Source organism: Rhizobium sp. BG4, from assembly GCF_016864575.1.
GTDB lineage: Bacteria > Pseudomonadota > Alphaproteobacteria > Rhizobiales > Rhizobiaceae > Rhizobium.
Map to the genome: position 1 here is coordinate 1,520,096 of NZ_CP044125.1, position 26,141 is coordinate 1,546,236.

General features: G+C 62.1%; 30 protein-coding genes. 24 read left to right on the plus strand and 6 right to left on the minus strand.

Annotated features, from left to right (window positions below; all coding sequences use genetic code 11):
- Positions 1 to 64: 64 nt before the first annotated feature.
- Positions 65 to 433, minus strand: coding sequence for a YraN family protein (locus F2982_RS07905; RefSeq protein ID WP_203429736.1), 369 nt, complete (start codon positions 431 to 433; stop codon positions 65 to 67).
- Positions 433 to 1,344: a 16S rRNA (cytidine(1402)-2'-O)-methyltransferase gene (gene rsmI / locus F2982_RS07910; RefSeq protein WP_203430031.1), complete on the minus strand. Its 912-nt coding sequence runs from the start codon at positions 1,342 to 1,344 to the stop codon at positions 433 to 435. The genes F2982_RS07905 and rsmI overlap by 1 nt, the downstream gene beginning before the upstream one ends.
- Positions 1,345 to 1,589: 245 nt before the next feature.
- Between rsmI and dnaN the strand changes: the two genes are divergently transcribed.
- The 4 genes from dnaN to pyrF all read left to right on the plus strand — a co-directional run bounded on the left by dnaN (position 1,590) and on the right by pyrF (position 4,701).
- Complete coding sequence (gene dnaN, locus F2982_RS07915; RefSeq protein WP_112713866.1) at positions 1,590 to 2,708, plus strand: DNA polymerase III subunit beta; 1,119 nt, start codon at positions 1,590 to 1,592, stop codon at positions 2,706 to 2,708.
- Between the two features lie 114 nt (positions 2,709 to 2,822).
- Positions 2,823 to 3,416, plus strand: a complete 594-nt coding sequence (gene pmtA, locus F2982_RS07920) for a phospholipid N-methyltransferase PmtA (protein WP_203429737.1) — start codon at positions 2,823 to 2,825, stop codon at positions 3,414 to 3,416.
- A complete protein-coding gene (locus F2982_RS07925; RefSeq protein ID WP_203429738.1) occupies positions 3,416 to 4,006 on the plus strand; it encodes a histidine phosphatase family protein in 591 nt (196 codons plus the stop codon). The genes pmtA and F2982_RS07925 overlap by 1 nt, the downstream gene beginning before the upstream one ends.
- Entirely contained in the window at positions 4,003 to 4,701 is a 699-nt protein-coding gene (gene pyrF / locus F2982_RS07930; RefSeq protein WP_203429739.1) for an orotidine-5'-phosphate decarboxylase, read from the plus strand. Before F2982_RS07925 ends, pyrF begins: the two co-directional genes overlap by 4 nt.
- Here the strand turns inward: pyrF and F2982_RS07935 are convergent.
- On the minus strand, positions 4,698 to 5,747 hold the full coding sequence (locus F2982_RS07935) for a NosD domain-containing protein (protein WP_203429740.1): 1,050 nt from the start codon (positions 5,745 to 5,747) through the stop codon (positions 4,698 to 4,700). The two genes, pyrF and F2982_RS07935, sit on opposite strands and share 4 nt — an antisense overlap.
- A 91-nt stretch (positions 5,748 to 5,838) precedes the next feature.
- Here F2982_RS07935 and F2982_RS07940 point away from each other — a divergent pair, with 91 nt between their 5' ends.
- The 3 genes from F2982_RS07940 to F2982_RS07950 all read left to right on the plus strand — a co-directional run bounded on the left by F2982_RS07940 (position 5,839) and on the right by F2982_RS07950 (position 7,657).
- Entirely contained in the window at positions 5,839 to 6,126 is a 288-nt protein-coding gene (locus F2982_RS07940) for a DUF1330 domain-containing protein (RefSeq protein WP_112514160.1), read from the plus strand.
- Between the two features lie 113 nt (positions 6,127 to 6,239).
- Positions 6,240 to 7,220, plus strand: a complete 981-nt coding sequence (locus F2982_RS07945) for a complex I NDUFA9 subunit family protein (protein ID WP_112713878.1) — start codon at positions 6,240 to 6,242, stop codon at positions 7,218 to 7,220.
- A 140-nt stretch (positions 7,221 to 7,360) separates the two neighbouring features.
- On the plus strand, positions 7,361 to 7,657 hold the full coding sequence (locus F2982_RS07950) for a hypothetical protein (RefSeq protein ID WP_203430133.1): 297 nt from the start codon (positions 7,361 to 7,363) through the stop codon (positions 7,655 to 7,657).
- Positions 7,658 to 7,776: 119 nt separating this feature from the next.
- On the opposite strand, the gene F2982_RS07955 is transcribed toward F2982_RS07950, so the two are convergent.
- Complete coding sequence (locus F2982_RS07955; RefSeq protein WP_112713881.1) at positions 7,777 to 8,574, minus strand: undecaprenyl-diphosphate phosphatase; 798 nt, start codon at positions 8,572 to 8,574, stop codon at positions 7,777 to 7,779.
- Between the two features lie 267 nt (positions 8,575 to 8,841).
- Between F2982_RS07955 and F2982_RS07960 the strand changes: the two genes are divergently transcribed.
- From F2982_RS07960 to guaA, 13 genes are all read left to right on the plus strand, one after another.
- A complete protein-coding gene (locus F2982_RS07960) occupies positions 8,842 to 9,534 on the plus strand; it encodes a glutathione S-transferase family protein (RefSeq protein WP_130279268.1) in 693 nt (230 codons plus the stop codon).
- Between the two features lie 12 nt (positions 9,535 to 9,546).
- On the plus strand, positions 9,547 to 10,707 hold the full coding sequence (gene queG, locus F2982_RS07965; RefSeq protein WP_203429741.1) for a tRNA epoxyqueuosine(34) reductase QueG: 1,161 nt from the start codon (positions 9,547 to 9,549) through the stop codon (positions 10,705 to 10,707).
- On the plus strand, positions 10,704 to 11,597 hold the full coding sequence (locus tag F2982_RS07970; RefSeq protein WP_203429742.1) for an SDR family oxidoreductase: 894 nt from the start codon (positions 10,704 to 10,706) through the stop codon (positions 11,595 to 11,597). Before queG ends, F2982_RS07970 begins: the two co-directional genes overlap by 4 nt.
- Before the next feature lie 376 nt (positions 11,598 to 11,973).
- Complete coding sequence (locus tag F2982_RS07975) at positions 11,974 to 12,342, plus strand: septal ring lytic transglycosylase RlpA family protein (RefSeq protein WP_203429743.1); 369 nt, start codon at positions 11,974 to 11,976, stop codon at positions 12,340 to 12,342.
- A 143-nt stretch (positions 12,343 to 12,485) separates the two neighbouring features.
- Positions 12,486 to 13,775 (plus strand): RsmB/NOP family class I SAM-dependent RNA methyltransferase, encoded by a 1,290-nt coding sequence (locus F2982_RS07980; protein ID WP_203429744.1) that lies wholly within the window; start codon positions 12,486 to 12,488, stop codon positions 13,773 to 13,775.
- A gap of 166 nt (positions 13,776 to 13,941) precedes the next feature.
- Positions 13,942 to 15,219 (plus strand): imelysin family protein, encoded by a 1,278-nt coding sequence (locus F2982_RS07985; protein ID WP_112713894.1) that lies wholly within the window; start codon positions 13,942 to 13,944, stop codon positions 15,217 to 15,219.
- Positions 15,220 to 15,265: 46 nt separating this feature from the next.
- Positions 15,266 to 16,804 (plus strand): di-heme oxidoredictase family protein, encoded by a 1,539-nt coding sequence (locus F2982_RS07990; RefSeq protein ID WP_203429745.1) that lies wholly within the window; start codon positions 15,266 to 15,268, stop codon positions 16,802 to 16,804.
- Positions 16,804 to 17,898, plus strand: a complete 1,095-nt coding sequence (locus tag F2982_RS07995; protein ID WP_203429746.1) for an imelysin family protein — start codon at positions 16,804 to 16,806, stop codon at positions 17,896 to 17,898. The genes F2982_RS07990 and F2982_RS07995 overlap by 1 nt, the downstream gene beginning before the upstream one ends.
- Before the next feature lie 5 nt (positions 17,899 to 17,903).
- Positions 17,904 to 18,995 (plus strand): DUF1513 domain-containing protein, encoded by a 1,092-nt coding sequence (locus F2982_RS08000; RefSeq protein ID WP_203429747.1) that lies wholly within the window; start codon positions 17,904 to 17,906, stop codon positions 18,993 to 18,995.
- Between the two features lie 40 nt (positions 18,996 to 19,035).
- Positions 19,036 to 19,488: a TspO/MBR family protein gene (locus tag F2982_RS08005; protein WP_203429748.1), complete on the plus strand. Its 453-nt coding sequence runs from the start codon at positions 19,036 to 19,038 to the stop codon at positions 19,486 to 19,488.
- A gap of 67 nt (positions 19,489 to 19,555) precedes the next feature.
- Positions 19,556 to 20,005: a PaaI family thioesterase gene (locus F2982_RS08010; protein WP_112713905.1), complete on the plus strand. Its 450-nt coding sequence runs from the start codon at positions 19,556 to 19,558 to the stop codon at positions 20,003 to 20,005.
- Positions 20,002 to 20,640, plus strand: a complete 639-nt coding sequence (locus F2982_RS08015; RefSeq protein ID WP_203429749.1) for a 5'-methylthioadenosine/S-adenosylhomocysteine nucleosidase — start codon at positions 20,002 to 20,004, stop codon at positions 20,638 to 20,640. Before F2982_RS08010 ends, F2982_RS08015 begins: the two co-directional genes overlap by 4 nt.
- A 94-nt stretch (positions 20,641 to 20,734) precedes the next feature.
- Positions 20,735 to 22,297 (plus strand): glutamine-hydrolyzing GMP synthase, encoded by a 1,563-nt coding sequence (guaA, locus tag F2982_RS08020; RefSeq protein WP_203429750.1) that lies wholly within the window; start codon positions 20,735 to 20,737, stop codon positions 22,295 to 22,297.
- A gap of 16 nt (positions 22,298 to 22,313) precedes the next feature.
- Here guaA and F2982_RS08025 read toward each other — a convergent pair whose 3' ends face one another.
- Positions 22,314 to 22,877, minus strand: a complete 564-nt coding sequence (locus F2982_RS08025; protein ID WP_203429751.1) for a methylated-DNA--[protein]-cysteine S-methyltransferase — start codon at positions 22,875 to 22,877, stop codon at positions 22,314 to 22,316.
- 236 nt (positions 22,878 to 23,113) lie between these two features.
- On the opposite strand from F2982_RS08025, the gene F2982_RS08030 reads away from it, so the two are divergent.
- The 4 genes from F2982_RS08030 to ybaK all read left to right on the plus strand — a co-directional run bounded on the left by F2982_RS08030 (position 23,114) and on the right by ybaK (position 25,648).
- A complete protein-coding gene (locus F2982_RS08030) occupies positions 23,114 to 23,683 on the plus strand; it encodes a 2'-5' RNA ligase family protein (RefSeq protein ID WP_203429752.1) in 570 nt (189 codons plus the stop codon).
- 74 nt (positions 23,684 to 23,757) lie between these two features.
- Complete coding sequence (locus tag F2982_RS08035; RefSeq protein WP_203429753.1) at positions 23,758 to 24,819, plus strand: succinylglutamate desuccinylase/aspartoacylase family protein; 1,062 nt, start codon at positions 23,758 to 23,760, stop codon at positions 24,817 to 24,819.
- Between the two features lie 2 nt (positions 24,820 to 24,821).
- Positions 24,822 to 25,172 carry an ArsC family reductase gene (locus F2982_RS08040; protein ID WP_130279281.1) on the plus strand — a complete coding sequence of 117 codons (351 nt, stop codon included), beginning with the start codon at positions 24,822 to 24,824 and terminating at the stop codon, positions 25,170 to 25,172.
- 2 nt (positions 25,173 to 25,174) lie between these two features.
- The gene (gene ybaK, locus F2982_RS08045) at positions 25,175 to 25,648 is read left to right on the plus strand and encodes a Cys-tRNA(Pro) deacylase (RefSeq protein ID WP_203429754.1); all 474 of its coding nucleotides are present in this window, start codon (positions 25,175 to 25,177) and stop codon (positions 25,646 to 25,648) included.
- On the opposite strand, the gene F2982_RS08050 is transcribed toward ybaK, so the two are convergent.
- A complete protein-coding gene (locus tag F2982_RS08050) occupies positions 25,645 to 26,085 on the minus strand; it encodes a MarR family transcriptional regulator (RefSeq protein ID WP_203429755.1) in 441 nt (146 codons plus the stop codon). The genes ybaK and F2982_RS08050 overlap by 4 nt on opposite strands.
- Positions 26,086 to 26,141 lie beyond the last annotated feature (56 nt).

Below are 26,141 nucleotides of genomic sequence, written 5' to 3' on the forward strand. Positions count from 1 at the left end.
TCCGTGACGTCTCCTTTACATTTGTATGACAGAAAAATTACAAATGCACGCCTATGCAAGACCGCTAAAAGGCATTGGGGAAATGCCGGGGCAGCCGGCCCGGAAGCACTGCAACGATATCGTAACGCTGCGACAGCAGGTGGCTATTGGCCTGACGGGCGAGCCAGAGATCACTCGCATCGCGAATGCGTTTCTGAGCCGCATAAGAAACGGCATCGACCGCGACCCGCTCTTCACGCCGGGCTTTAACCTCGACGAAAACGGCAAGATCGCCCTTGCGGGCGATGATGTCGATCTCGCCGAGCTTGGTGCGATAGCGGAAAGCGGCGATGCGGTAGCCCTTCATCAGCAGGTAGAGCGCCGCCACATATTCGGAGAAATGTCCGCGGCGGAGCGCCTTCTGTCTTCTGACGCTCGTGCCGCTATCGCTCATCAGGCGCCCTTCATGTCGAGGAGGCGCTGATAGAGTTCCTTGCGCGGCAGACCGGTGAGCCGCGCCGCCTCGGCCGCCGCCTTTGCCGTTGGCATGGTGCCGGAGAGATCGGCAAGGATCGCGTCGACATCAGCAGCGTCAGCCGGTTTTTCCTCCGCGGGCGCGACAACGAGAACGATCTCGCCTTTCACATTATCATGCTCGGCATAATGGGCGGCGAGATCGGCAAGCGTGCCGCGGCGAAACTCCTCGTAGGTTTTCGTCAGCTCGCGGCAGACGGAGGCCATGCGATCGCCGCCGAGCACGTCGGCGGCCGCCGAAAGCGTCGCGCCGATGCGGTGGGGCGATTCAAAGAAGAGTAGCGTAGCGGGGGTCGTCGCGAACTCGCCGAGCCGGTCACGCCGCGCCTTGTCCTTGGCAGGAAGAAACCCGGCAAAGAGGAAGGCGTCATTCGGAAGACCTGAACCGACGAGTGCGGCGAGCGGCGCCGAGGCGCCGGGGATCGGGATGACGCGGTATCCGCTGTCGATTGCCGTCTGCGCCAGACGGTAACCGGGATCGGAAACCAGCGGCGTTCCGGCATCGGAAACAAGTGCGACGGACTTTCCGGCCTCCAGCGCCTGCAGAAGGCGCGGCCCGGCCTCGTCGGCATTATGTTCGTGATAGGCGAAAGGGCGGTTCTGAATGCAGTAGCGATCGAGCAGCACGCGAGTGACGCGCGTATCCTCGCAGGCGAGCACATCGGCACCGGCAAGCGTTTCGAGCGCGCGAAGCGTGATATCGCCGAGATTGCCGATCGGCGTTGCGACCAGATAGAGCGCCGCCTCAAGCGGGCGCGCGGGTATGCTGACATTGTGCAGGCGGTAGGTGCGATGCTTGCCGCCCTCGCCCGCCGTCTCTTCATGACTCAATTTCAAAGGCCCTCTCTGGCGTCGGCCCTTTATGCGCGCAGGCTTCGTTCGCGGCAAGGGTTCGGATTTCTGTGAGGATCATCGTGTAAAACCACCTTTGCAGCCGCGCAAAGCCTTGCACCCCTTGCAATGCCCGGCAAAGTTCTGCCATTTTGCCCGTCCACTCCTCCGGCCATGGAGCCGGAAAGGCATTTTCTGGCGCGCCTGCGCGCCCGGACAGTCACGGTCGAAAGCGGTAGCATCCCATGCGTATTACTATTGAGCGTTCCAATCTCCTGAAGTCGCTGAACCACGTTCACCGCGTCGTCGAACGCCGGAACACGATCCCGATCCTGTCCAACATCCTGCTGCGTGCCGACGGCCAGAACCTCGACATGAAGGCGACCGACCTTGATCTCGAAGTCACGGAAGCGACGCCCGCCAATGTCGAACAGGCCGGCGCGACCACCGTTCCCGCCCATCTTCTTTACGACATCGTCCGCAAGCTGCCCGACGGCTCGGAAGTTCTGCTTGCGACATCGACGGATGGCGGCTCGATGACCGTGCAGTCCGGCCGCTCGAAGTTCTCGCTGCAGTGCCTGCCGCAATCCGACTTCCCGGATCTGACCGCCGGCACCTTCACGCATTCCTTCAAGCTGAAGGCAACGGATCTCAAGATGCTGATCGATCGCACCCAGTTTGCGATCTCGACCGAAGAGACCCGCTATTACCTGAACGGCATCTTCTTCCACACGATCGAGAGCGAAGGCGACCTGAAGCTGCGCGCCGTTGCGACCGACGGTCACCGTCTCGCCCGCGCCGACGTCAAGGCGCCGTCGGGCTCCGAGGGAATGCCGGGCATCATCATTCCGCGCAAGACCGTTGGCGAGTTGCAGAAGCTGGTCGACAATCCCGAGGCGATGGTCACCGTCGAAGTTTCCGACGCCAAGATTCGCCTCAGCATCGGCTCGATCGTCATGACATCGAAGCTGATTGACGGCACTTTCCCCGATTATCAGCGCGTCATCCCGACCGGCAACGATAAGGAAATGCGCGTCGATTGCACGACGTTCGCACAGGCCGTCGACCGCGTCTCGACCATTTCTTCCGAGCGCGGCCGTGCCGTGAAGCTGGCGCTTTCCGAAGGACAGCTGCTGCTCACCGTCAACAACCCGGACTCCGGCAGCGCGACGGAAGAAGTCGCAGTCGGATACGACACGGACGCGATGGAAATCGGCTTCAACGCCAAATATCTGCTCGACATCACTGCGCAGCTTTCCGGCGATCAGGCCGTGTTTCTGCTGGCCGATGCCGGTTCGCCGACGCTCATTCGCGACACGGCCGGTGATGATGCGCTCTACGTTCTGATGCCGATGCGCGTGTAAACGCGCGTCGCATTTGGCGGGCAAAGTTTTCAGATTGCGACGTTTGGTCTTGTTTTACTGCTGGATGATTGCAATTAGATAGCCAGCGGTTTGTTGCTTGACGAGGAGGATGGCATGGCGTTGCGGCTGAAAGAACGGTTCGGCAAAAAGTTCGATGAGGAAATTCGCTTCTTCAAGGGCATGATGCAGGGGCCGAAAACCGTCGGCTCCATCGTCCCTACCTCCTCCATTACCGCCAAGAAGATGGCGAGCGTCATCAACCTCAATTCCGGACTGCCGGTGCTTGAGCTTGGGCCGGGAACCGGCGCCATCACCAAGGCTATTCTCGGTCGCGGCGTGAAGCCGGAGCGGCTGGTCGCCGTCGAGTATTCGACAGACTTCTATAATCACCTGGTTCGCCTCTACCCCGGCGTCCACTTCATCAACGGCGACGCCTTCGATCTCGATACGACGCTTGGGGCGCTGAAGGGACAGACCTTCGATTCCGTCGTTTCGGCCGTGCCGCTTCTGAATTTCCCGATGCAGGCGCGCATCGCGCTGCTGGAAAGCCTGCTCGACCGCATGCCGGCCGGCCGGCCGGTGGTGCAGATCTCCTACGGTCCGGTTTCGCCGATCATCGCCCGGCCGGAGCGCTATCACATCCAGCATTTCGACTTCATCGTCCGCAACATCCCGCCAGCCCAGCTGTGGATCTATCGCCGCGGCTGATGTTCGCGCTCTATATTACCCACCCGCAGGTCAGGATCGATCCGGATGTCCCCGTTCCGCAATGGGGACTGTCGGAAACCGGTGCGGCGCGCGCCAGACAGGCAGCAGAGCTCCCCTGGGCGCCGCAGCTGCAGCGGATCGTCTCCAGTGACGAGACGAAGGCGATCGAGACCGCGGAGATACTCGCGGCCTCGGCCGGGATCGGTATCGAGATCGTCCACGGCATGCACGAAAACGACAGATCGGCGACCGGCTTCCTGCCGCCGCCGGAGTTCGAGCAGGCGGCCGACTGGTTTTTTGCCCACCCCGACGAGAGCTTCAAGGGATGGGAACGGGCGCGCGATGCGCAGGCGCGTATCGTCTCGGCCGTCGATCGGATCCTCGCGACCCATGACCAGGGCAAGCCGATCGCCTTTGTCGGCCATGGCGGTGTCGGGACATTATTGAAGTGCCACCTTGAGGGGCGGCCGATCGGGCGCGATCGCGATCAGCCCGGCGGTGGCGGCAATCTCTATGCTTTCGCTCTTGCGGACAGGCGCCTATCGTGCGACTGGACGCCCATCGAAAGCTGGCAGGGGTGGATGAAATGAACGCACGCGAACGGTTGATCGTCGGGCTCGATGTTCCGACACTTGGCGAAGCGGAAAAGATCGTTTCGACGCTCGGCGATGACGTCCTCTTCTACAAGATCGGCTACCAGCTGGTGTTTGCCGGCGGGCTGGAATTTGCCCGCGAGCTCGCCCAGAGCGGCAAGAAGATCTTCCTCGACATGAAGCTCCTCGATATCGACAACACCATCGCATCCGGCGTCGAGAACATCGTTAAGATGGGCATGTCGATGCTGACGCTGCACGCCTATCCGAAGGCGATGAAGGCTGCCGTCGAAGCCGCCAGGGGTTCCGACCTCTGCCTGCTCGGCGTGACGGTACTGACCTCGATGGACGAGCAGGACCTGATTTCGGCCGGCTACGAATACGACCCGCATACGCTGGTGCTGCGCCGCGCCGAACAGGCGCTCGCCGCCGGCATGGGCGGCATCGTTTGCTCTGCCGAAGAATCCTCCGCCGTCCGCAAGATCGTCGGCCCCAACATGGCCGTCGTCACCCCGGGCATCCGCCCGGCCGGCAGCGAAAAGGGCGACCAAAAGCGCGTCATGACGCCGGCTGATGCCCTGAAGGCAGGCTCCAGCCACCTCGTCGTCGCCCGCCCGATCGTCAAGGCTGCCGATCCGCGCGAGGCCGCGCGGGCGATCCTGTCGGAAATGGATGCGGCACTCTCCGCCTAACGGTTGCCGCTGACCTGATTGTCGGCATCATTATTGACGATCAGCGACGGGCTACCTCCAGGCAGCAGGTTTTGCGTCACCGAATTATGCTCCGCAAAGTCCCGGGAATTCAGGCTGCTGCCGAATGGGTAAGCGGCATCGTTGAAGCAATAGCGGCTGTTGCCCTGTCTGCTGCCGATCCAGACCGCGGGCTTGGCGCCCGATGCGCTCTTGTAGCGAAACGTGTTGCCGATGATGACGTTTCGCTGCGGCGCCTGATGGCGGATCGTTCCGCCCTCCCCACAATTGCGATAGAGGAAGATGCCGCCATTGACCGGATCGGTGAATGTATTGCCGGCGATCCTGTTATCGGCCGAACCATCGAGCGCAATCTGCTCGCGGCTTTTTGTTCTGATGTTGAAGACATTGTCTTCGACGATGTTACCGGCGGACTCAGCATCGAAATAGATGACGACGCTGTTCGTGCTGCCGATGAACTGGGACCCGGATACATCGAGCCCCGTCGTTCCCGGCCCGGCATAGAGCGGTATCCGGCCATTGGCGATGAAGGTCACGTTGCTGACGGTGATCTTGGCAGGAGCAGCCGCCTGCGCGCGGGCGGTATGCCCCTCCGAGATTGACGACTGCTTGAGCCAGGTGCCCTGACCATTCTCGGCCATACCAATGATCCTGAGGTCGCCTTTGATCGTGCAGTTTCGAACCGTGACGTTGTGGGGCACATCCCAGCTGCCATCCGTCTGGCGGATCGACCGGATCGCCAGCGTGTGTGCCTTGTAGCCGGTGCCATCCAGCGTCCCGCCGCCGCAATCGATGGTGACGTTGGAGGCCTTGCTTCCCGATAGTTCGATCGGCGCCCTGACGACATCTCCGGCATCGAGCCGCAGATCGCAGGAAATCGCGACAGCCTTCGCTGCGGCATCTGCGGCTTTCAAATCGGAAACGGTCTTCACCGGACAGGCTTTCGCATTTGCGGGCGAGCCCGGCAGGACGAGCAGCGGCGCAGCAAGGAAGGCGGCGTGAAGTCCGATGGCGGCCTCGCGTTTCATCTTGCTCCCTCCGGCCCCGTGCTATCACCCGCCATTGACCCTTGCGCCAATTTGTCTGAAGACAGACGCCAACGTCAATCGGAGGAAGATCATGGCCAAGGGATACTGGATTGCGCGCGTCGATGTTCGCGATGCCGAGCGCTACAAGGATTACGTCGCGGCGGCGAAGCCTGCCTTCGAGAAGTACGGCGCCAACTTCCTGGCGCGTGGCGGGGCGATTACCGAGCTCGAGGGCAAGGCGCGGGCGCGCAATGTGGTGATCGAGTTCCCGTCGATGCAGGCTGCGGTCGATTGCTACAACTCGCCGGAATACCAGATCGCCGCCAAGATCCGCCAGGAAGTGGCGGATGCCGAAATGGTGGTTGTCGAAGGCATCTGAAAGCGCTTTCGCAGATGCGAAACTCGGCTGCGATGGGCCTTTCCGTCGCCGCCGGATTCGGCTAATACGGGAGCCAACAACTACTCCTTCCCAAGCCTTTCGAGGAAACTGCCATGACCCTTGCCAACCTGCCGCCGCTCGTTACCGTGTTCGGAGGCTCCGGCTTCGTCGGCAGGCATGTGGTTCGTGCGCTTGCCAAGCGCGGCTATCGCATCCGCGTCGCCGTCCGCCGTCCGGATCTCGCCGGCTTCCTGCAGCCGCTCGGCAATGTCGGCCAGATTTCCTTCGTCCAGGCAAACCTGCGCTACCGTCAGTCGGTCGAGCGCGCCGTCGAGGGTTCCGACTGCGTCGTCAACTGCGTCGGCATCCTGCTGGAGACCGGCCGCAACACTTTCGACGCCGTCCAGGATTTCGGCGCCCGCGCCGTGGCTGAAGCCGCCAAGAATGCCAAGGCCCGCCTGGTCCACGTTTCGGCAATCGGCGCCGACGAGAAGTCGGAATCGCACTATGCCCGCAGCAAGGGCCGCGCCGAAGCCGCGGTACTGTCGATCAAGAAGGACGCGGTGATCTTCCGTCCGTCGATCGTTTTCGGACCCGAGGACAGCTTCTTCAACAAGTTCGCCGACATGGCCCGCCTCTCGCCGGTTCTGCCGGTCATCGGCGGCGGCACGACCAAGCTGCAGCCGGTTTACGTCGAAGACGTCGCTGAAGCCGTTGCCCGCGCCGTCGATGGCAAGGCCGTTGCAGGCAAGATCTACGAACTCGGCGGCCCCGAGGTCCTCAGCTTCCGCGAATGTCTTCAGACGATGCTGAAGGTAACGGCGCGCAAGAACCCGCTGGTTTCGATGCCGGCCGGTATTGCTTCGCTGATCGGCAGCATCGCCTCGCTGATCCCCTTCGTTTCGCCGCCGATCACGCCGGACCAGGTTCGCCTGCTGAAATACGACAACGTCGTCTCCGCCAAGGCTGAGAAGGACGAGCGCACGCTGAAGGGCCTCGGCATCACGCCGACGATGGTAACCTCGGTTCTGCCGTCCTACCTCGTGCATTACCGCCCGCACGGCCAGTACACGGGAACCGGCAAAGCCGCCTGATTCGTCCGTTAGGATTAACTGAAGCGCCGCCTGAGGATTTCCACAGGCGGCGTTTCTGTTTTGGGCGAAGTGTCAAATCTGGCGCAAGTTTCGCGTGTTTTTCTGCGCCCCGAACCGGATTGGCGTTGCATAAAAGACGCATGAAAAAATTAGTGAAATTAACGTCACATTTAGCAGGAACATTTATTGCTATTTGCCATTCCACTGACTACACACCCGGCGCGCAGGTAGCGGCTCACGAGGCTTGGCAGGCGCGTTCAATCGATTTGAAAGGCTTTATAGCGATGGGCAAGTCAATCGCGCTTCTCTTTGCGTGTGCGGCACTGGTTATCCTGGCGGGCTCCTTCATCGCGCCCGGTTCGGTCGCGGCTGTTAAGGAAGGCTGTGCGCCGGCTTACGGCGTCGATCCCTGCTCGACGGCAAGCATCCCCAACTAAGCGGGATTATTCCCGCGCGGCGCGCATGAGCGCCGCTTTCACGGGATCAGCTTCTTTTCCATTTCCAGATTGGTATCCAGCCCTCTGCCCGCAGGCAAAGGGCTGTTTTTCGTTCAGGCTCAGGCGATCATGCCGGCATAGGCCATGCCGAGCAGGATTGCGCCGAGGATGATGCGGTAGATCGCAAAGAGGGTGAAGCGGTTGCTCTGGATATAGGAGAGCAGCCATTTGACGGCGATGAAGGCAACGATCGTCGAGACGACGAAGGCAATGCCGAGGGCAGTCCAGTCTTCGTTGGCGGCACCGCCATCCTTGACGGTTTTCAGCAGCTGGTAGGCGCTTGCCGCATACATGGTCGGGATGCCGACGAGGAAGGCGAATTCGGTCGCGGCGGCGCGATTGGCGGTTCCGGCGAGCATGGCAACGAAGATCGTTGCGCCGGAGCGCGAGGTGCCCGGGAAGATACCAGCCACGACCTGGGCGATGCCAACGAGAATGGCGACCATCCAGGTGATGTCCTTATAGGGAGGCTTCTTGGCGGCTGCCCATTCGGCAAAGATCATCCAGAAGCCGCCGATAATCAGCGCCCAGGCGATCGGCGTGGCGTTTTCAGGCAGTTCGAAGCCCAGCTTCTTGACGATCAGGCCGAGGACGGCGGTGATCAGGAAGGCGACGATCAGCCTCGAGGCATAACGGCGGTTCTTCGGTTCGCGCCAGCCGATCACGAGATCGACGAGGCGGCGCCAGTAGATGATCGTGACTGCCAGAATGGCGCCTGCCTGAATGACAATATTAAACGTGTCGGACCGGGCTCCGAGCCACTGCTCGGCAATGATGAGGTGGCCGGTGCTGGAGATCGGCAAAAATTCCGTAATCCCCTCGATAATACCCAGGATGATCGCGTTTATATATTCCATCTATGGTCTCCGGTTAAAACTCCAGGCCGCCGAATCAGGATCCGCGCGGGTTTCGGCAGCGGGCACTCATTCGTCATCAGGATGGCGGAAAAAGGCCGGATCCTCCAAAGGTCATGAAAAATCCATCATTGGCCGCGCTTAGAGGCGCTTCAAACCTGCTTCACGGTTGAAGCCGCCATCCAATCCTATATCTTTCTTAAACTGTAATTGTTAGGAGTTTGAGAAGGACACAATGTCGCCGAAACGCGGGCGGACCGAAAACTCATAATGCCAGTACTTTATCATCACCCCATGTCGACATCCTCCCGGTTCATCCGGCTGGTGCTTGCAGAATACGGCTATCAGGTCGATCTCGTTGAAGAGCAGACCTGGGACAAGCGCCGTGACTTTCTGGCGCTCAACCCCGCCGGGACGCTGCCTGTCTACGTGGACGACAGCATGCGGGCGCTCTGCGGCGCGACTGTCATTTCCGAATATCTCGACGAAACCCATGGTGTGCTGAAGCGCGACCGGCGGCTGCTTGCCGAAGACCCGTTCCAGCGTGCGGAAATCCGCCGTCTCGTCGAATGGTTCATGCAGAAGATGGAGACCGACGTGACGCGGCCGCTGGCCCGCGAGCGGGTCTACAAGCTGCAGATGACCGCCGAACAGGGCGGCGGCGCACCTGACTCCAAGATGCTGCGCACGGCGCGCAACAACATTCGCCAGCATATGAAATATGTGACCTGGCTTGCCGGTTCGCGCCAGTGGCTGGCAGGCGAGCGGATGAGTTATGCGGATCTCGCCGCGGCGGCCTCGATCTCGATCCTCGACTATCTCGGCGAGATCGAATGGACGGAAGCGCCGATCGTCAAGGACTGGTACCAGCGCATCAAGTCACGCCCGTCTTTCCGGCCGCTGCTCAACGAGCGCGTTCGCGGGCTGACGCCCGTTTCCCATTACGCCGACCTGGATTTCTGACGGGGGCCCTCGATGCCCGTACGATCAGAGGAAGACAAAGAGCGAAAGAAGCGCGAAAGCCTGACGGCTTTCGTGCGCGCCGAAGCGGCTGCTCTCGGCTTCGAGCTCTGTCGCGTCACCCGGCCGGACACCATTCCCGAAGCGAAGGCTCGGCTCGGTGAATTCGTCGATGCCGGACGTCACGGCACGATGGAATGGATGGCCGAGACGCTGGAGAGGCGCGGCGATCCGCGCACGCTCTGGAGCGATGTGCGCTCGATCGTGGTTTTCGGGCTGAACTACGGCCCGGAAGAGGATCCGCGCGGCATCCTTGCCAAGCCGGAAAAGGCTGCGATCTCCGTCTACGCACGCAACCGCGACTATCACGACGTCATCAAGGGCCGTCTCAAGGAGATCGCGACGCGCTTTGCGGCACGGTCGGGTGCCGATGTGAAAGTCTTCGTCGATACCGCGCCGGTGATGGAGAAGCCGCTCGCCGCCGCTGCCGGGCTTGGCTGGCAGGGCAAGCATACGAACCTCGTCAGCCGCACACATGGATCCTGGCTGTTTCTCGGCTCGATGTTCACCACCGCCGACCTCGATATCGACGCGGCGGAGAGCGATCACTGTGGCTCCTGCCGAGCCTGCCTCGATGCCTGCCCAACCGATGCCTTTCCGGCGCCCTATCAAATCGATGCGCGGCGCTGCATTTCCTATCTGACGATCGAGCACAAGGGGCCGATCGCTGCCGAATTCCGGCCGCTGATCGGCAACCGCATCTATGGCTGCGACGATTGTCTGGCCGCCTGTCCGTGGAACAAGTTTGCCGCCTCGGCATCCGAGATGAAGCTCCAGGCGCGCGAAGACCTGAAAGAGCCGTCGATCGCTTTCCTGCTGAGCCTCGATGATCCCACATTCCGCACATTCTTCAGCGGCTCTCCAGTCAAGCGGATCGGGCGGGACCGCTTCATCCGCAATGTGTTGATCGCCGCGGGCAATTCAGGGGATCGCGAATTCATCGGCGCCTGCCGCGATCTCAGCGCCGATCCCGCACCCGCCGTTCGCGGCATGGCGATATGGGCGCTGTCGCGGCTGATGAGCGCTGGCGAATTTTCTTCATTTGCGGCAGAAAGGCCCAATGAGGAGGACGCCGATGTCCTCGACGAATGGCGCATGGCGGGAGAAATGGCATGAAACTGGTGATCTTCGGCTGCGGTTACTCCGGAATGGCGATCGCCAAGGCTTTTGCTGCGGCAGGCGCACATGTCTGCGGAACGACGCGCAGCGCCGAGAAACTCGACCACCTCACCGCAGCCGGTATCGAAGGCTTCATCTTCGATGGCGAGACGTTGAGCCCCGAGCTTGCAGCGGCCATGCGCGGCACAACCCATCTCGTGCAATCGATCGCCCCCCGCGAGAGCGGCGATCCGCTCATCAATATCGCCGGTTCAGAGCTCGCGACGCTGATGCCGGAGCTGCAATGGATCGGCTATCTCTCGACGGTCGGAGTCTATGGCGATCACCAGGGTGCCTGGGTTGGCGAGGATACAGTCTGCGTTCCGGTTTCCGGGCGCTCGAAGGAACGGCTGGAGGCCGAGCAGGCCTGGGCCGATACCGGCGCGGCACTCGGCATCCCGGCAGCGATCCTGCGTCTCTCCGGCATCTACGGGCCGGGACGCAACGCTTTCGTCAATCTGGAGCGCGGCACGGCGCGGCGGCTGATCAAGAAGGACCAGGTCTTCAACCGGATCCGTGTCGAGGATATCGGCGGTTCCGCCCTGTTCCTGTCCAAGGAGAAGCTCGGCGGCATCTATAATGTCACCGACGATCTTCCGGGTCCGCCGCAGGATGTGATCGTCGAGGCGGCCCGCCTGATGGGCGTCGAGCCGCCGCCAGAACAGGCCTTCGAGACTGCCGAACTGACGCCGATGGCACGCTCTTTCTATGGAGAGAACAAGCGGGTCTCCAACGCCAAACTGAAGGCCGCCGGCTTCGCTTTCGCCTTCCCGAACTATCCGATGTCCCTCGCCCAGATGTGGCAGGACCGGCGCTGGAAAACTAACACTTCCGAATTAGCAAAATAACCCTTCAAAGAGCAGAAAATTCCTACTTCCGAATTTTCTCAATCAAAATTTCGCGCCGATTTATGGTTAACGGCCTCTAAATTTGCGCAAATACGGCAATAAATATGGCGGTCCGGCAAAATTATTTTTGTGATCACCGTAACATTCCGTGAGCAGACTCTGGTCGCGAAAAATTGTTCTAATTTTACCTGATTCTATTATCTTTTTTCCATGATTGCGGCAGCAAGACTTTATTGACCTTAACGCCGGCGGAATCACGAATATTACAATCTGTAACATTCCGTGATCGGCGGTGGCACTTTTTCGCCACTTTTGGACGGATTCAAGCCCTCACCGCCCCCAAGGCGCAAGTTCAATAGTTGAGGGATACTCCGTTTTGAGGAAAATCAGCCGTTCTCTAATCACTGCCGCGGCAATTGCAGCCTGTTCTTTCATCCTTCCCGCCGAAGGATTTGCTGCAGCTGGATGTGGTGGTGCTTCGTGGTACGCACTGCACTCCAAAACTGCTTCCGGCGAACGTATGAACCCCGCCACCCTGACTGCCGCACACCGCTCTCTGAAATTCGGCACCAAGCTCAAGGTCACCAACCGCAACAATGGCCGTAGCGTCATCGTTCGCGTCAACGATCGCGGTCCGTTCATCCGCGGCCGGGTTCTCGACCTGTCGCGCGCTGCCGCTCAGAACATCGGCATGGTCAGCACCGGCACCGCCAAGGTGTGCTACGAAGTCGTCGCCTCCCGCTAAGGCGTCCATATGCTTGCGCCGTTGAGCGCTTGCTCTTGCCGTCAATCGCGTTTACCACGCGCTTGAGACTTGTGAATTATCCGCTGCATCTGTCTTCCTTCCCGCGGATCGTTCACAAGCCGTTGGCAACAGGAGACTTGTGAATGCGTTTGGGCGGCCGCCTCGAAGGGGCGATTTCGGTTCTTGCTGACATCGAGCAGCGAAAGAGACCTGTCGCCGACGCGCTCAAGGACTGGGGCCTTGCCCACCGCTTTGCCGGATCCGGCGACCGCGCCGCAATCGGCAACATCGTCTACGACGCGCTTCGCATGCGCCTGTCGCACGCTTTCCTGATGGATGACGACAGCCCGCTGACGCTCGCCTATGCCGTCATGCTGCGCCAGTGGGGCTTCACCCTGGAAAGCCTGGCCGCCGAGCTTTCCGGTGACAAATTTGCACCGCCCGAACTTCCGGCCAGTGCCGCCGCGGCCTTTGCCGAGCGCGACCTCGCAGACGCACTTCCCTATATTCAGGGCGATATCCCGGAATGGGTACAGCCGTCCTTCGAAACTGCCTTTGGCGACAGCTGGCTTGCGGAGGCGCAGGCGCTTGCCACGCGGCCGACGCTCGACCTGCGCGCCAACATCCTCAAGGCCAGCCGCGAAAAGGCCGTGAAGGCGCTGGAGCGCTCGGGAGCGCATGAGGCGAAGATCGCGCGATACGGCATGCGCATACCGGCCGGCGAAGGCGCCTCACGACTTCCAAACGTCACGGCCGAGCTTTCGTTCCAAAAAGGCTGGTTCGAAGTTCAGGACGAAGGATCGCAGATCGTTGCCGATCTGGTGCTGCCGAAGGACGGTGAGCAGGTTCTCGACTATTGCGCCGGTGGCGGCGGCAAGACGCTCGCCATGGCAGCCGCGATGCACAACAAGGGCCAGGTTCACGCCTATGACGCCGACCGCAAGCGGCTGGCGCCGATCATCGAGCGCCTCAAGCGTGCGGGCACGCGCAACGTCCAGGTTCACGACGATGCCAAGGCGCTTGCTGCGCTGACGGACCGCTGCGACAAGGTGCTGGTCGATGCGCCCTGCACCGGCACCGGCACATGGCGCCGCCGCCCGGATACCAAGTGGCGGCTGACGGCCAAGAATCTCGACGAGCGCACCAGCCAGCAGCAGGATGCGCTGACGCAGGCAAGCGCCTTCGTGCGTCCCGGCGGCGAGCTGATCTACGTGACCTGCTCGGTCCTGCCGCAGGAGAACGAGGAACAGGTCCGCAAGTTCACGGCCGATCATCCGGAATTTGCGATCGTCAGCGCCCTGCCCGCCTGGAACGGCCTGTTCGGCGCCGGCGCGCCGCAGCCGCGCTCCTCCGACCAGGCAACGATCACGCTGACCCCGGCATCGACCGACACCGACGGCTTCTTTTTCTGCCGGATGCAGCGCAAGGCTTGAAGCTTTTCTGCCGCCGATCGCTGGGGTCGATCCGCTTTTTGGAAACGTCAGCGTTTTGGCGTTTCCGGTCCTTAAAACCATTCCAAACTAGAGTGTTTGACACAAGTTTGCTTTTGGGCGATGAGACTCCGGCATTTCAGACGGAGATCCGTCACAGGAGAGGACCATGAAGCTCAACAAGAATGTCTGCGTAGCATTGGCGCTGGCGGTAGCCCCCCTATCCGCCGCACCGGCTTTCGCAGCCGCCCCGAAGGCCGCTGACGTCGTCAAGCACTATGCCGACGTCGGGCATGCGAAATACGAAGACTCGCTGACCACCGCAAAGGCGCTCGACGCCGCCATCGACGCCTTCCTGAAGGCACCGACCGACGAGACGCTGAAGGCTGCCCGCGACGCCTGGATCAAGGCCCGCGTTCCCTACCAGCAGACCGAAGTCTACCGCTTCGGCAACCCGATCGTCGATGACTGGGAAGGCAAGGTCAACGCCTGGCCGCTCGACGAAGGCCTGATCGATTATGTCGACGCCTCCTACGGCACCGAGAGCGACGAGAACTCTCTCTATGTCGCCAATGTCATCGCCAACAAGACGATCAAGATCGATGGCAAGGATGTCGACGCTTCCAAGCTGACGCCCGAATTCCTCTCCGGCACGCTGGCTGAAGCAGGCGGCGTCGAAGCCAACGTTGCGACCGGCTACCACGCCATCGAGTTCCTGCTCTGGGGCCAGGACCTGAACGGCACCGGCCCGGGCGCAGGCAATCGCCCGGCAACCGACTACGATCTCAAGAATTGCACGCACGGCAATTGCGACCGCCGCGCCGAATACCTGAAGTCGGCCTCCACGCTGCTCGTTTCCGACCTGCAGGAAATGACCGACAACTGGGCTCCCGGCGGCGCTGCGACCAAGCATGTCGAGGAAAATGCCAAGGCTGGCCTCACCGCCATCCTGACCGGCATGGGTTCGCTCTCCTACGGCGAGCTCGCCGGCGAGCGCATGAAGCTCGGCCTGCTGCTGCACGATCCGGAAGAAGAACACGATTGCTTCTCCGACAACACCTACAACTCGCACCTCAACGATGCGATCGGCATTGCCGCTGCCTACACGGGCGAATACACCCGCGTCGACGGCACCAAGATGACCGGGCCGTCGCTGCACGACCTCGTCGCCGCCAAGGACAAGAAGCTCGACAAGGAAGTTGCAGGCAAGCTGAAGACGACGCTCGACGCCATGCACGCCATGGCCAAGCGCGGCGAGACGGTCGAGAAGTACGACCAGATGATCGGCGAAGGCAACAAGGAAGGCAACGCTGTCGTCCAGGCCGCCATCGACGGCCTCGTCGACCAGACCAAGTCGATCCAGCGCGTTATTGCCGCACTCGACCTCGGCAAGGTTGAGCTTGAAGGTTCGGACAGCCTGGATAATCCTAACGCTGTCTTCAAATAAGCAATAAAGGCGGGCCGTCCTGCAGAAGGGCGGCCCGAACTCCGAAATGCCAGATCAACGGGCTCGCCGTCTCTATTTCAGCGTCGCGCTTCTCGCCACGCTTGCCGGCCTTCCCGTCGCGCTCGCCGCCAATTTCGATCTGCCGCTGAAGCGCACCGATCTTTCCGACGCCGACCTGAAGCGGGTCGCCGATGTGACGCGGCCGGCGACGGATTTCTCGAAAGCCGAGCCCTACGAAGCGATGCAGGCGGGTGCGGCGACCTCGATCGACCCTGTTACCGAAGACAGCTTCTCGCATATCTCTGCCAATATTCCCTTCGAGGAAGAGCAGAACTTCAAGCTCGGCAACGCGCTGTTCAAGAAGCTCTGGGTGTCCGCGCCCTCCTCCACACAAGCTTCCGACGGCCTCGGGCCGCTGTTCAATGCGCGCTCCTGCATGAGCTGCCACGTCAATGACGGCCGCGGCAAGCCGCCGGAAGGCGGCGTCAGCACTACGTCGATGTTCCTGCGGCTGGCACGCACGCCGAAGACGCCGGACGAGGAAAAGGCGATCGCCGACGCTGAGACCGTCAACTTACCCGACCCCGTCTACGGTCACCAACTGCAGGACCTCGCTGTGCCCGGGCTTGCGGCCGAGGGACGGATGAAGATCAGCTACGCCGAAAAACCGGTGACGCTTGCCGGCGGCGAAGTCGTGTCGCTGCGCGTGCCCAGCTACTCCGTGACCGATCTTGCCTATGGCCCTCTCGACCCGGCGACGACGATCTCTCCGCGCGTCGCGCCTGCGATGATCGGCCTCGGCCTCATCGAGGCGATCCCGGCTGCCGATATCCTGGCGCATGCCGATCCCGACGATCGCGATGGCGACGGCATATCGGGCAAGGCTGCAATCGTGCGCGATCACCTGACCGGGCAGATTGCGCTCGGCCGCTTCGGCTGGAAAGCGCAGAACGCCACCGTGCGCGATCAAAGCGCCGATGCCTTCTCGAACGATATCGGCATCTCCACCCCCGACCGCCCGGACGCCCATGGCGACTGCACCGATGCCGAGACCAAATGCCGCAAGATGCCGACCGGCGTACAGAAGCGGCTTGGCAACGAAGAGGCGCCGGGGCCGGTTCTCGATCTCGTGACCTTCTACTCCGCCAATCTGGCGGTGCCCGCCCGGCGCAAGGCGAGCTTTGCCGATACGCTGCGCGGCAAGCAGCTTTTCTACCAGTCGGGATGCGTCGCCTGCCACGTGCCAAAATTCGTGACGCGCCGCGACACGGCTGAAAAAGCTCAATCTTTTCAGCTTATCTGGCCCTATTCCGATTTCCTGCTGCATGACATGGGAGACGGGCTTGCCGACGGGCAACAGGTCGGTCTTGCAAGTGGACGTGAATGGCGCACGCCGCCGCTATGGGGTATAGGACTGACCCGGACTGTCAGCGGACACAGCTTTTTCCTGCATGACGGCCGCGCCAGGAACCTCACCGAAGCAATCCTCTGGCATGGCGGCGAAGCAGAAAAAGCCCGCGATGCATTCTCCTCTCTGCCGAAAGACGATAGAGAGGCCCTGATCAGATTCCTGGAGTCCCTGTAATGCGCCTTTGGCAACCTCTCGTTCTCTCGCTTGCCCTTGCCGGTCAGGCTGCCGCCCAGACGGCGCCGGCGCCCTCGGGCCTCAACGAAGACGCGGTGCCGCAGGTGATGGCGCGCGCCGTCGACGAGGTGATCCGTCCGGGTTACCGCAACATGCAGCAGTCCGCCGCCCGCCTGACGACGGCGATGAAGGACCTTTGCGCCGATGGCACGCAGCAGACGCTCGACAAGGCGAAATCGACCTTCGACGACACGATCCGCTACTGGTCGAATATCGAGATCGTCCAGACCGGACCGGTCATTCACGACAACCTCTTCGAACACATCCTGTTCTTCCCGGATCGCAAGGGCGTCGGCCTGAAGCAGGTCCAGGCGCTGATCGCCAAGGCCGATCCGCAGGATGCCACGGTCGACGCGATCGCCGGCAAGAGCGTCGCGCTGCAGGGACTGACGGCGCTGGAATATGTGCTCTACGGCAATGGTTCCGACGACCTGACCAAGCAGAAGAACGGCTTCCGCTGCCAGTATGGCGCGGCTGTTGCCGGAAACATCCAGCGCGAGGCCGGCGAAGTCGTCGCCGCCTGGGAAAAGCCCGATGGTGTCCAGGCGAGCTGGAAGCATCCCGGCCCGGATAGCGAAGACTTCATGGACAACAAGGAAGCGGTGACGGCTCTCCTCGGCATCCTCGTCCATGGTGCCGAGACGGTTCGCGACCAGCGCCTGGAACAGTTCTACAAGGGCAAGGATGCGGCTCCGCGCCCGCGCATGGCGATCTACTGGCGTTCGAAGAACACCTGGAAATCGATGGCCGCCAATATCGAGGGACTGCGCACGCTCTGGCAGAAGGCCGGTATGGCCGACCTGCTGCCCGCCGACAAGAAGCCGATAGCCGATGCGATCGAAGCCAACTTCAAGACGCTGCTCGATACGGTGCCGAAGCTCAATCCTGATATCGATGTCGCGACCAGCGATGCCGAAAGGGCCAAGCTCGATGCGTTTCTGGCGACCAGCCGCGACCTGATTACCAAGATCAGCGACGATTACGGCGGCGCGATCGGCCTTTCGGCCGGCTTCTCCTTCTCCGACGGGGACTGAGCCCGATGTGGCGCAGCGCGGCGATCGACCGGCGCGGTTTCGTGAAGGCCGCAGGCGTGACCTTCCTCGCCGCCCTGCAGCCGCGCAGCCTCTTCGCGCTCGAGCGCGCCGACGCCGTCTATGCCTCCGGCATCCGTGCGGCGGATGGCTCTTTTGCCGTTGCGACCGTCACCGAACGCGGCGAGATCATCGATCAGGTCGAGCTGCCCGCCCGTGCCCATGGCATGGCATTCAGCAAGGCGACCGGCAAGACCGTGGCCTTTGCCCGCCGCCCGGGCACATATGCGATGATCTTCGACCCCTGGAACAAGGGCGAGCCCATCGTCATCACCTCGATCGAGGGGCGGCATTTCTACGGGCATGGGAGTTTCTCGCCCGATGGCCGCATCCTCTATGCCAGCGAGAACGATTTCGACGGCAATCGCGGCATGATCGGACTCTACGACGCCACCAATCGCTTCGCCCGGATCGGCGAATACGAGACTTTCGGCGTCGGCCCCCATGACATGACCGTTTCCGATGACGGACGGATGCTGGTCGTTGCCAATGGCGGCATCGAGACCCATCCGGATTTCGGCCGCACCAAGCTCAATCTCGACGCCATGCAGCCATCGCTGGCACTGATCGACGCGGCGACCGGCGCGCTGATCGAGAAACGGACGCTGCCGCCGCAATGGGCGCAGGTCTCCACCCGCCACGTCGATCTCGATGCCGATGGCCGCGTCTGGTTTGCCTGCCAGTATGAGGGTTCGCGGCGCGATCTGCCGCCGCTCGTCGGGCATTTTTCGAAGGGCGAGGATCTGACTCTCATCGACCTGCCGGAGGAGACGACGCGCCGCCTCGGCAGCTATGTCGGCGCCATCGCAGTCAACCGCGCCGACCGGCTGATCGGCATCACCTCGCCGAAGGGGCTCTCGGTGACGATCGATGCCTGCACCGGCCGGATGGTCTCCGAGGATGCCCTGCCCGAGGCCGCCGGGATCGCACCGGCCGCACATGGCTTTGCCATTTCCTCTTATGACGGCGAGTTCCTCTCGGCCCATAGCGATGTGGCATGGGATCAACACATCGTGCGAATTGCGCGCCAGCGCACCTAGGCGCGCTGGACCACGGAATATGCCGCCCTAGCTCCGCGGCATGAGCAAAGCCCTCACCTATCTCGTCTTCATTGCCGTCTCGCTCGGAGGCGGGCTGCTGATCGGCACCAACAATCTTCCCGGCGAATGGTACCAGTCGCTGGCCAAGCCGGCCTTCAATCCGCCGAACTGGGTTTTCGGACCGGTCTGGTCGATCCTCTACATCCTGATTGGCATTGCCGGCGCACGAACCTGGATGCGTGGCCATCTTTCGGCGGCGATGCTGATCTGGGCGGTGCAGATGGTTTTCAACTTTCTCTGGTCACCCTTCTTCTTCGGCGCCGAAATGCCGCGGGCGGCCCTTTTTATCATCATCGTCCTGCTGGCATTGGTCATCGCCTTCATCGCTAATCGATGGCAGGCGGACCGGATCTCAGCCGCGCTTTTCCTGCCCTATGCCGTCTGGGTCGGCTTTGCGACAGTTCTCAACGCCTCGATCGCCTACCTGAACTGAATTGCCTTCCGCCATCCTTGTCGAATCCGGCGCGCCATGCCACTTTCGCCGCTCGAAGGGACAAGGTATGAGCGTCGGCAATAGCGGAGACTTCCGCGAACGGATCAGGCAGAGCTTCTCGCGCCAGGCGGCGATGGAGACGATCGGGGCGGAACTGACGCGTGTCGAACACGGCGTCGTCGAGATCGAGCTGCCGTTCGACGTGAAGCTGACGCAGCAGCACGGCATCCTGCATGCGGGCATCATCTCCGCCGCGCTCGACAGCGCCTGCGGTTTTGCCGCCTACACGATGATCGACGCGGATGCCTCGATCCTCACAATCGAATTCAAGGTCAACCTGATGTCTCCCGGCCGGGGCGATCGCTTCCTGTTCCGGGGAGAGATCACCAAGCCCGGCAGCAACATCATTGTCGCGGACGGCCGCGGCTACGCGATCGGCGACGGCCCCGCGAAACTGATTGCATCGATGACGGGCACGATGATGGTCGTGCGAGGAAGAGAGGGAATTACCGGATGAAGTTCGAGCTGAAATCCGTTGCCGGAAAATCGATCCTGTTCGTGATGGCAGCGGAGGCTGAATACGGCCCGTTCCTCAAGTCCCGCTTCGAACCACTGATGACCGGTATCGGCCCGGTCGAGGCCGCGATTGCGATGACGAAGACGCTGGCTAGGCTCGACGCGACCGACGATCTGCCGCAGCTCGTCGTCTCCCTCGGCTCGGCCGGTTCGGCAAAGCTCGAGCAGACCGAAGTCTATCAGGTCTCGTCCGTCTCCTACCGCGATATGGACGCCTCGCCGCTCGGTTTCGAGAAAGGCAAGACGCCTTTCCTCGACCTGCCGGCGACGCTCGACCTGCCGCTACGCATTCCCGGTATTCCCGAGGCTACGCTTTCCACGGGCGGCAACGTGATCTCAGGTCCCGCCTATGCCGAGATCGCCGCCGATATGGTCGACATGGAAACCTTTGCGATCCTGCGCGCCTGCCAGGGATATAATCTGCCGCTGATTGGCCTGCGCGGCATTTCCGACGGCGTCGAGGAGCTGCAGCATATTTCCGGCTGGACCGAGTATCTTCACGTCGTCGACCGCAAGCTTTCCTATGCCGTGGACAGCCTGTTTACGGCGCTGGAAGACGGCGTATTCTGGTTCTGAAAGCCTTGATAGCAGGGACAATCGGGACAATAAAATCCGCCACGCCCCGATTTCCCGCATTGCAAGAACGGGTGCTTTTCATTAAAGGCTCGCCATGACCCAGACAGCACATCCCGACAGCGTTCTCATCGTCGATTTCGGCAGCCAGGTAACCCAGCTGATCGCGCGCCGCGTGCGCGAAGCGGGGGTCTACTGCGAGATCGTTCCCTTCCAATCCGCCGAAGAGGGCTTCAAGCGCCTCCAGCCGAAAGCCGTGATCCTGTCCGGCAGCCCGGCCTCGACGGTCGATGAGGGATCGCCCCGTGCGCCGCAGATCATCTTCGACAGCGGCCTGCCGATCTTCGGTATCTGCTACGGCCAGCAGACGATGTGCATGCAGCTCGGCGGCAAGGTCGAGAGCGGCCATCACCGCGAATTCGGCCGCGCCTTCCTCGAGGTCGACGAAGACAGCAAGCTGTTCGAAGGCCTCTGGTCGAAGGGTTCGCGCCACCAGGTCTGGATGAGCCACGGCGACCGCGTCACGGCGCTGCCTGAAGGCTTCAAGGTCGTGGCGACCTCGCCGAACGCGCCCTACGCCTTCATCGCCGACGAGAAGCGCAAGTATTACGGCGTGCAGTTTCACCCGGAAGTGGTGCACACGCCCGATGGCGCCAAGCTGATCGGCAACTTCATTCACAACATCGCCGGCATCAAGGGCGACTGGTCTATGTCGGCATACCGCCAGAAGGCGGTCGACGAGATCCGCAAGCAAGTCGGCGACAAGCGCGTCCTCTGCGCGCTCTCGGGCGGCGTCGACAGCTCGGTTGCGGCCCTGCTGATCCACGAGGCCATCGGCGACAAGCTCACCTGCGTGCTCGTCGATCACGGCCTGATGCGCAAGGACGAGGCGGCCAATGTCGTCGCCATGTTCCGCGAACACTACAATCTGCACCTGATCCATGTCGATGCCTCCGACAAGTTCATCGGCGAACTCGAAGGCGTTTCCGACCCGGAGACCAAGCGCAAGATCATCGGCCGCCTGTTCATCGAGACCTTCGAGGAAGAGGCCAAGAAGCTCGGCGGCGCCGATTTCCTCGGTCAGGGCACGCTGTACCCTGATGTCATCGAAAGCGTTTCCTTCACCGGCGGCCCCTCGGTGACGATCAAGTCGCACCACAATGTCGGCGGTCTGCCGGAGCGCATGAACATGCAGCTCGTCGAGCCGCTGCGCGAACTCTTCAAGGACGAAGTACGCGTACTCGGCAAGGAGCTCGGCCTGCCCGATAGCTTCATCGGCCGCCACCCCTTCCCGGGTCCGGGTCTCGCGATCCGCTGCCCGGGCGGCATCACCCGCGAAAAGCTGGAGATCCTGCGCGAAGCTGATGCCATCTATCTTGACGAGATCCGCAAGGCCGGCCTCTACGACGCGATCTGGCAGGCATTCGCCGTGCTGCTGCCGGTCCAGACCGTCGGCGTCATGGGCGACGGCCGCACCTACGAATTCGTCTGCGCGCTGCGCGCTGTGACCTCGGTCGATGGCATGACGGCGGATTTCTATCACTACGACATGGAATTCCTCGGCCGTGCCGCCACCCGCATCATCAACGAAGTGCGCGGCATCAACCGCGTGGTCTACGACGTGACGAGCAAGCCGCCCGGCACGATCGAGTGGGAGTGATCCTCACTCCCACGGCCTAGAAGCCAAGCGACTGCTGGGCCGGCTCGGGCGACCCGAGGTGAACGCCCTCCAGCTCCAGCATCCTTGCCTTCGAATTCGAGCCACCAGGGGCCGAGAAGCCGCCGAGCTTGCCGCCAGCGGCGAGGACGCGGTGGCAGGGGATGATCAGTGCGACCGGGTTCTTGGCCATGGCCTGGCCGACGTCGCGGGCCGCTTCCGAGCCGCGGCCGAGTTCCTTAGCGAGCGTGCCATAGGTCGTCGTCCGGCCCCAGCCGACGCGGCGGGCGGCGGCATAGATTTCCCGGAAGAACTCGTCCTGATTGGACAGATCCACCACCACATCCGAGAAGTCCACGGTCTCTCCGGCGAAGTAGCGTTTGACGGACTCGATCGTCGCTGCGACCGCGGCTGGCGGATCGGCGCTCACGCCTGACGACAGGCGTCTTAGCAAGAGCTGCTCGGTCGAGCTTTCAGCCTTCGTCGGCAGCTGGAAGCGGGTGATTCCGGCCGCATTCCAGGCGATGCCGCAATAGCCGCCAGCGGTCTTGAATATGCAGTAGTGATGCGTTGCCTCGCTCATGACGCAACCTCCATGATTGACTGTTCTCAACATCGTATGCGCACGGCGGTGCTTCAACCCGTTTCTTGCCTGATGCACAGGGGCAGCGTTGGAGTGATTATTTGTTCTCTTTTTGTTCTTGTCAACCACGGTCCAGCTTGCTAGCCTTTTGACCTTCACGAGGAGGCGGCGAAGGCCGATTGACGATGGGAGCACAAAACCAGAGCGAATTCGCATTCGGGCCGCAGGCGGATGGAGTGCCGCCAAGCCGTGGCGGTGGACCGGCGCACAAGCCCTGCAATGTCTATTTCGCGCTGCGCCCAGACGAGCGCGCCGCCGAACAGGCAAGGCGGCTGGCAGGCGAGCTGCGGCGCCGCTTCGGTCTGCGCGAGAGAGCGCGGCCGAAGCGGCTTCTCCATGTCTCGCTCTGCCATCTCGGCGAATGGGACGAGATTCCGCCGAGCATGCTTTTTGACGGGCTGGCGGCGGCAGCGGCCGTTCGGATGCGGCCTTTCAGGCTGACCTTTCGCCGTGCGGTCAGCTTCCGTCAGGGCAAACCGGCGCTCGTGCTGCGGGCCGACGAAGGACGGCAGGAGATCCTGGCACTTCATGCGCAGCTGGCGCTGGCGCTGATGAACCGCGGTGTCAGCGTTCGGGTTCAGCCGAAACTTGAGCCACATATGACGCTGCTCTACGACTATCGCAGCGTGCCGGAAACGATCCTGGCGGAGCCGATCGCCTGGATGGCAAAGTCCTTCGTGCTGATCAACAGCCTCACCGGCGAGGGCCGGCATGTGGACATCGAGGAATGGCCGCTGCTGGGCTAGCCTCCATTGGCGCTTGCGCGGTGCCGGTGGAGTTGCTTAAAGCTCCTGCACAGAGAATTTGGGAGTGCTGAACAGTGGATATTCGCGAAATCATCATTCCCGGCGATACGCCGGGTATCGAGTGGCGCCTGCCGGTGCTGCATTTCAAGGGCAACGATCCGCAGGCACCGAAGATCTATCTGCAGGCAGCACTCCATTCCAACGAACTGCCAGGAACGGCCGTGCTGCACTTTCTCTGCGGCAAGCTGCGCAAGGCGGAGAGCGAGGGACGGATCGCAAGCGACATCACCGTCGTGCCGCAGGCCAATCCGATCGGCGCCGCGCAGTCACATTTCGGCGAGATGCAGGGCCGCTTCGACTTGGGCACGCGCACCAATTTCAATCGCGATTTCCCGCTGATTTCGCTGCGCGACCGCGCCGGCCTGATCGAAAGCCTTGACCGCTACCGCGCCGCAGACCGCCTGAAGCGCGAGCTGATCCATATGGCACTCGGCGCCGATCTGGTGCTTGACCTGCATTGCGATGACGAGTCGCTGCAATATGCCTATATCGACGAGGCCTTCTGGCCGGAGGCGAGCGATCTGGCGAGCGCGCTGTCGATGGATGCCGTGCTGCTGTCGGATGGCGAAAGCTCGGCCTTCGAGGAGGCTGTCGGCTTTGCCTGGAAATACGAAGTTCCCGGTGAGAAGCGCAGCCGTCTGCCGGGCAAGCTTTCGACCACGCTCGAGCTGCGCGGCCGCCGCGACGTCTATCCCGGCATGGCAAGCGCCGATGCGGATGGGCTCTATGCCTTCCTCGCCGCGCGTGGCGCGGTGACGGGCGAAACTGAGCCGCTCGCCGCCTTTGCCGGTCCAGCTGCACCGCTCGATAATATCGAGATGATCCGCACGCCGGTGGCCGGCACCGTGCTCTTCCACCGCAATATCGGCGAGACGGTTGCGACCGGCGACCTGCTGGCGACCATCGTGACGAAGCCCGGCATGGCGGATGGCGAAGTCGAAATCCGTGCGCCGCAAGCTGGCCTGATCGTCACACGCATCTCCGACCGCCTGGTGCGCCGCCGCGGCGACCTGATGAAGATTGCCTGCGACGCCCCGAGCACGGCGCTGCGCAAGGCCGGAACGCTGGAAGACTGATCATGGCAACAACGATTTACGGCATCAAGAACTGCGACACGATGAAGAAGGCCCGCACCTGGCTCGACGAGCATGATGCAGCCTACGACTTCCACGACTACAAGGCCTCCGGCATCGACCGGGCGCATCTGGAAGCCTGGATCGACAAGGCCGGTTGGGAAACGGTGCTCAATCGCGCCGGAACGACCTTCCGCAAACTGCCGGATGCCGAGCGCGAAAACCTGACGCGCGAGAAGGCGATTGCCCTGATGCTGGCGCAGCCGTCGATGATCAAGCGCCCGGTGCTGGAGCATGGCGGCAAGCTGCTGATCGGCTTCAAGCCTGAGGCCTATGCCGCGGAATTCGGACAGTAGTCATGTCTAAGACGACGCGCGCCACGCAGGTTCTAGCAAAGTCCGGCGTGCAATTCACCGTGCATACCTATGACTACGATCCGAATGCCGAGCGCGTCGGCCTGCAGGCGGCAGAGGCGCTCGGCGAAGAGCCGCACCGCGTGTTGAAAACGCTGATGGCCGAAGTCGACGGCAAGCCGGTCTGCGTCGTCGTGCCGTCGGACCGCGAAGTCAGCATGAAGAAGCTTGCTGCCGCATTTGGCGGCAAGGCTGCAAACATGATGAAGCCCGCCGATGCCGAGCGCCTGACCGGCTATCACGTCGGCGGCATCAGCCCTTTCGGCCAGAAGAAGCTTGTTCCCACCGCCTTCGAGGAAGCGGCGCTTGCCGAGCCGCTGGTTTACATGAATGGCGGACAGCGCGGGCTGCAGGTGAGGCTTGCGCCGGCGGATGCAGTGAAGGCACTGAGCGCCAAAGCAGCTTCGCTGATCGCTTAGGCAAACCTCTTCAGAAGCCTCGAGATCGCGCCCGCAGAGGCATCGTCGAGCTTCGAGCCGACATGCCTGTCGATCGCCTTCCCATAGATGGTCCACATCCGCTCCCGAAGGGCGCGACCGCTGTCCGTCACGGCAACCCATCGGCCGCGGCCATCGTCCGCAAATGTCTCGCGGATCACCAAGCCCTCGCGCTCGAGACGATCGATCAGACGGGAGAGATTATATTGCGCCAGCAGCGTCCGCTCTTCGATTTCGAAGGGGCGCAAGCGGCCATCCTGCGCGCGATCAAGCTCCCACAGAACATCGTACCACCCGAGCGGCGGCATCCCCGCCTTCTTCAGGTCGGTCTCGATGGCCTGCAGCAGTTTCTGCTGGGCGCGCATGATGCCGATCCAGGCTTGGGTGACGGCATCTGAGGGAATGGTTTCTTCGGACATGAATGCAATTACATCTATCTTGACAGAAGCTGCAATCCTATTTATATGCACTTACA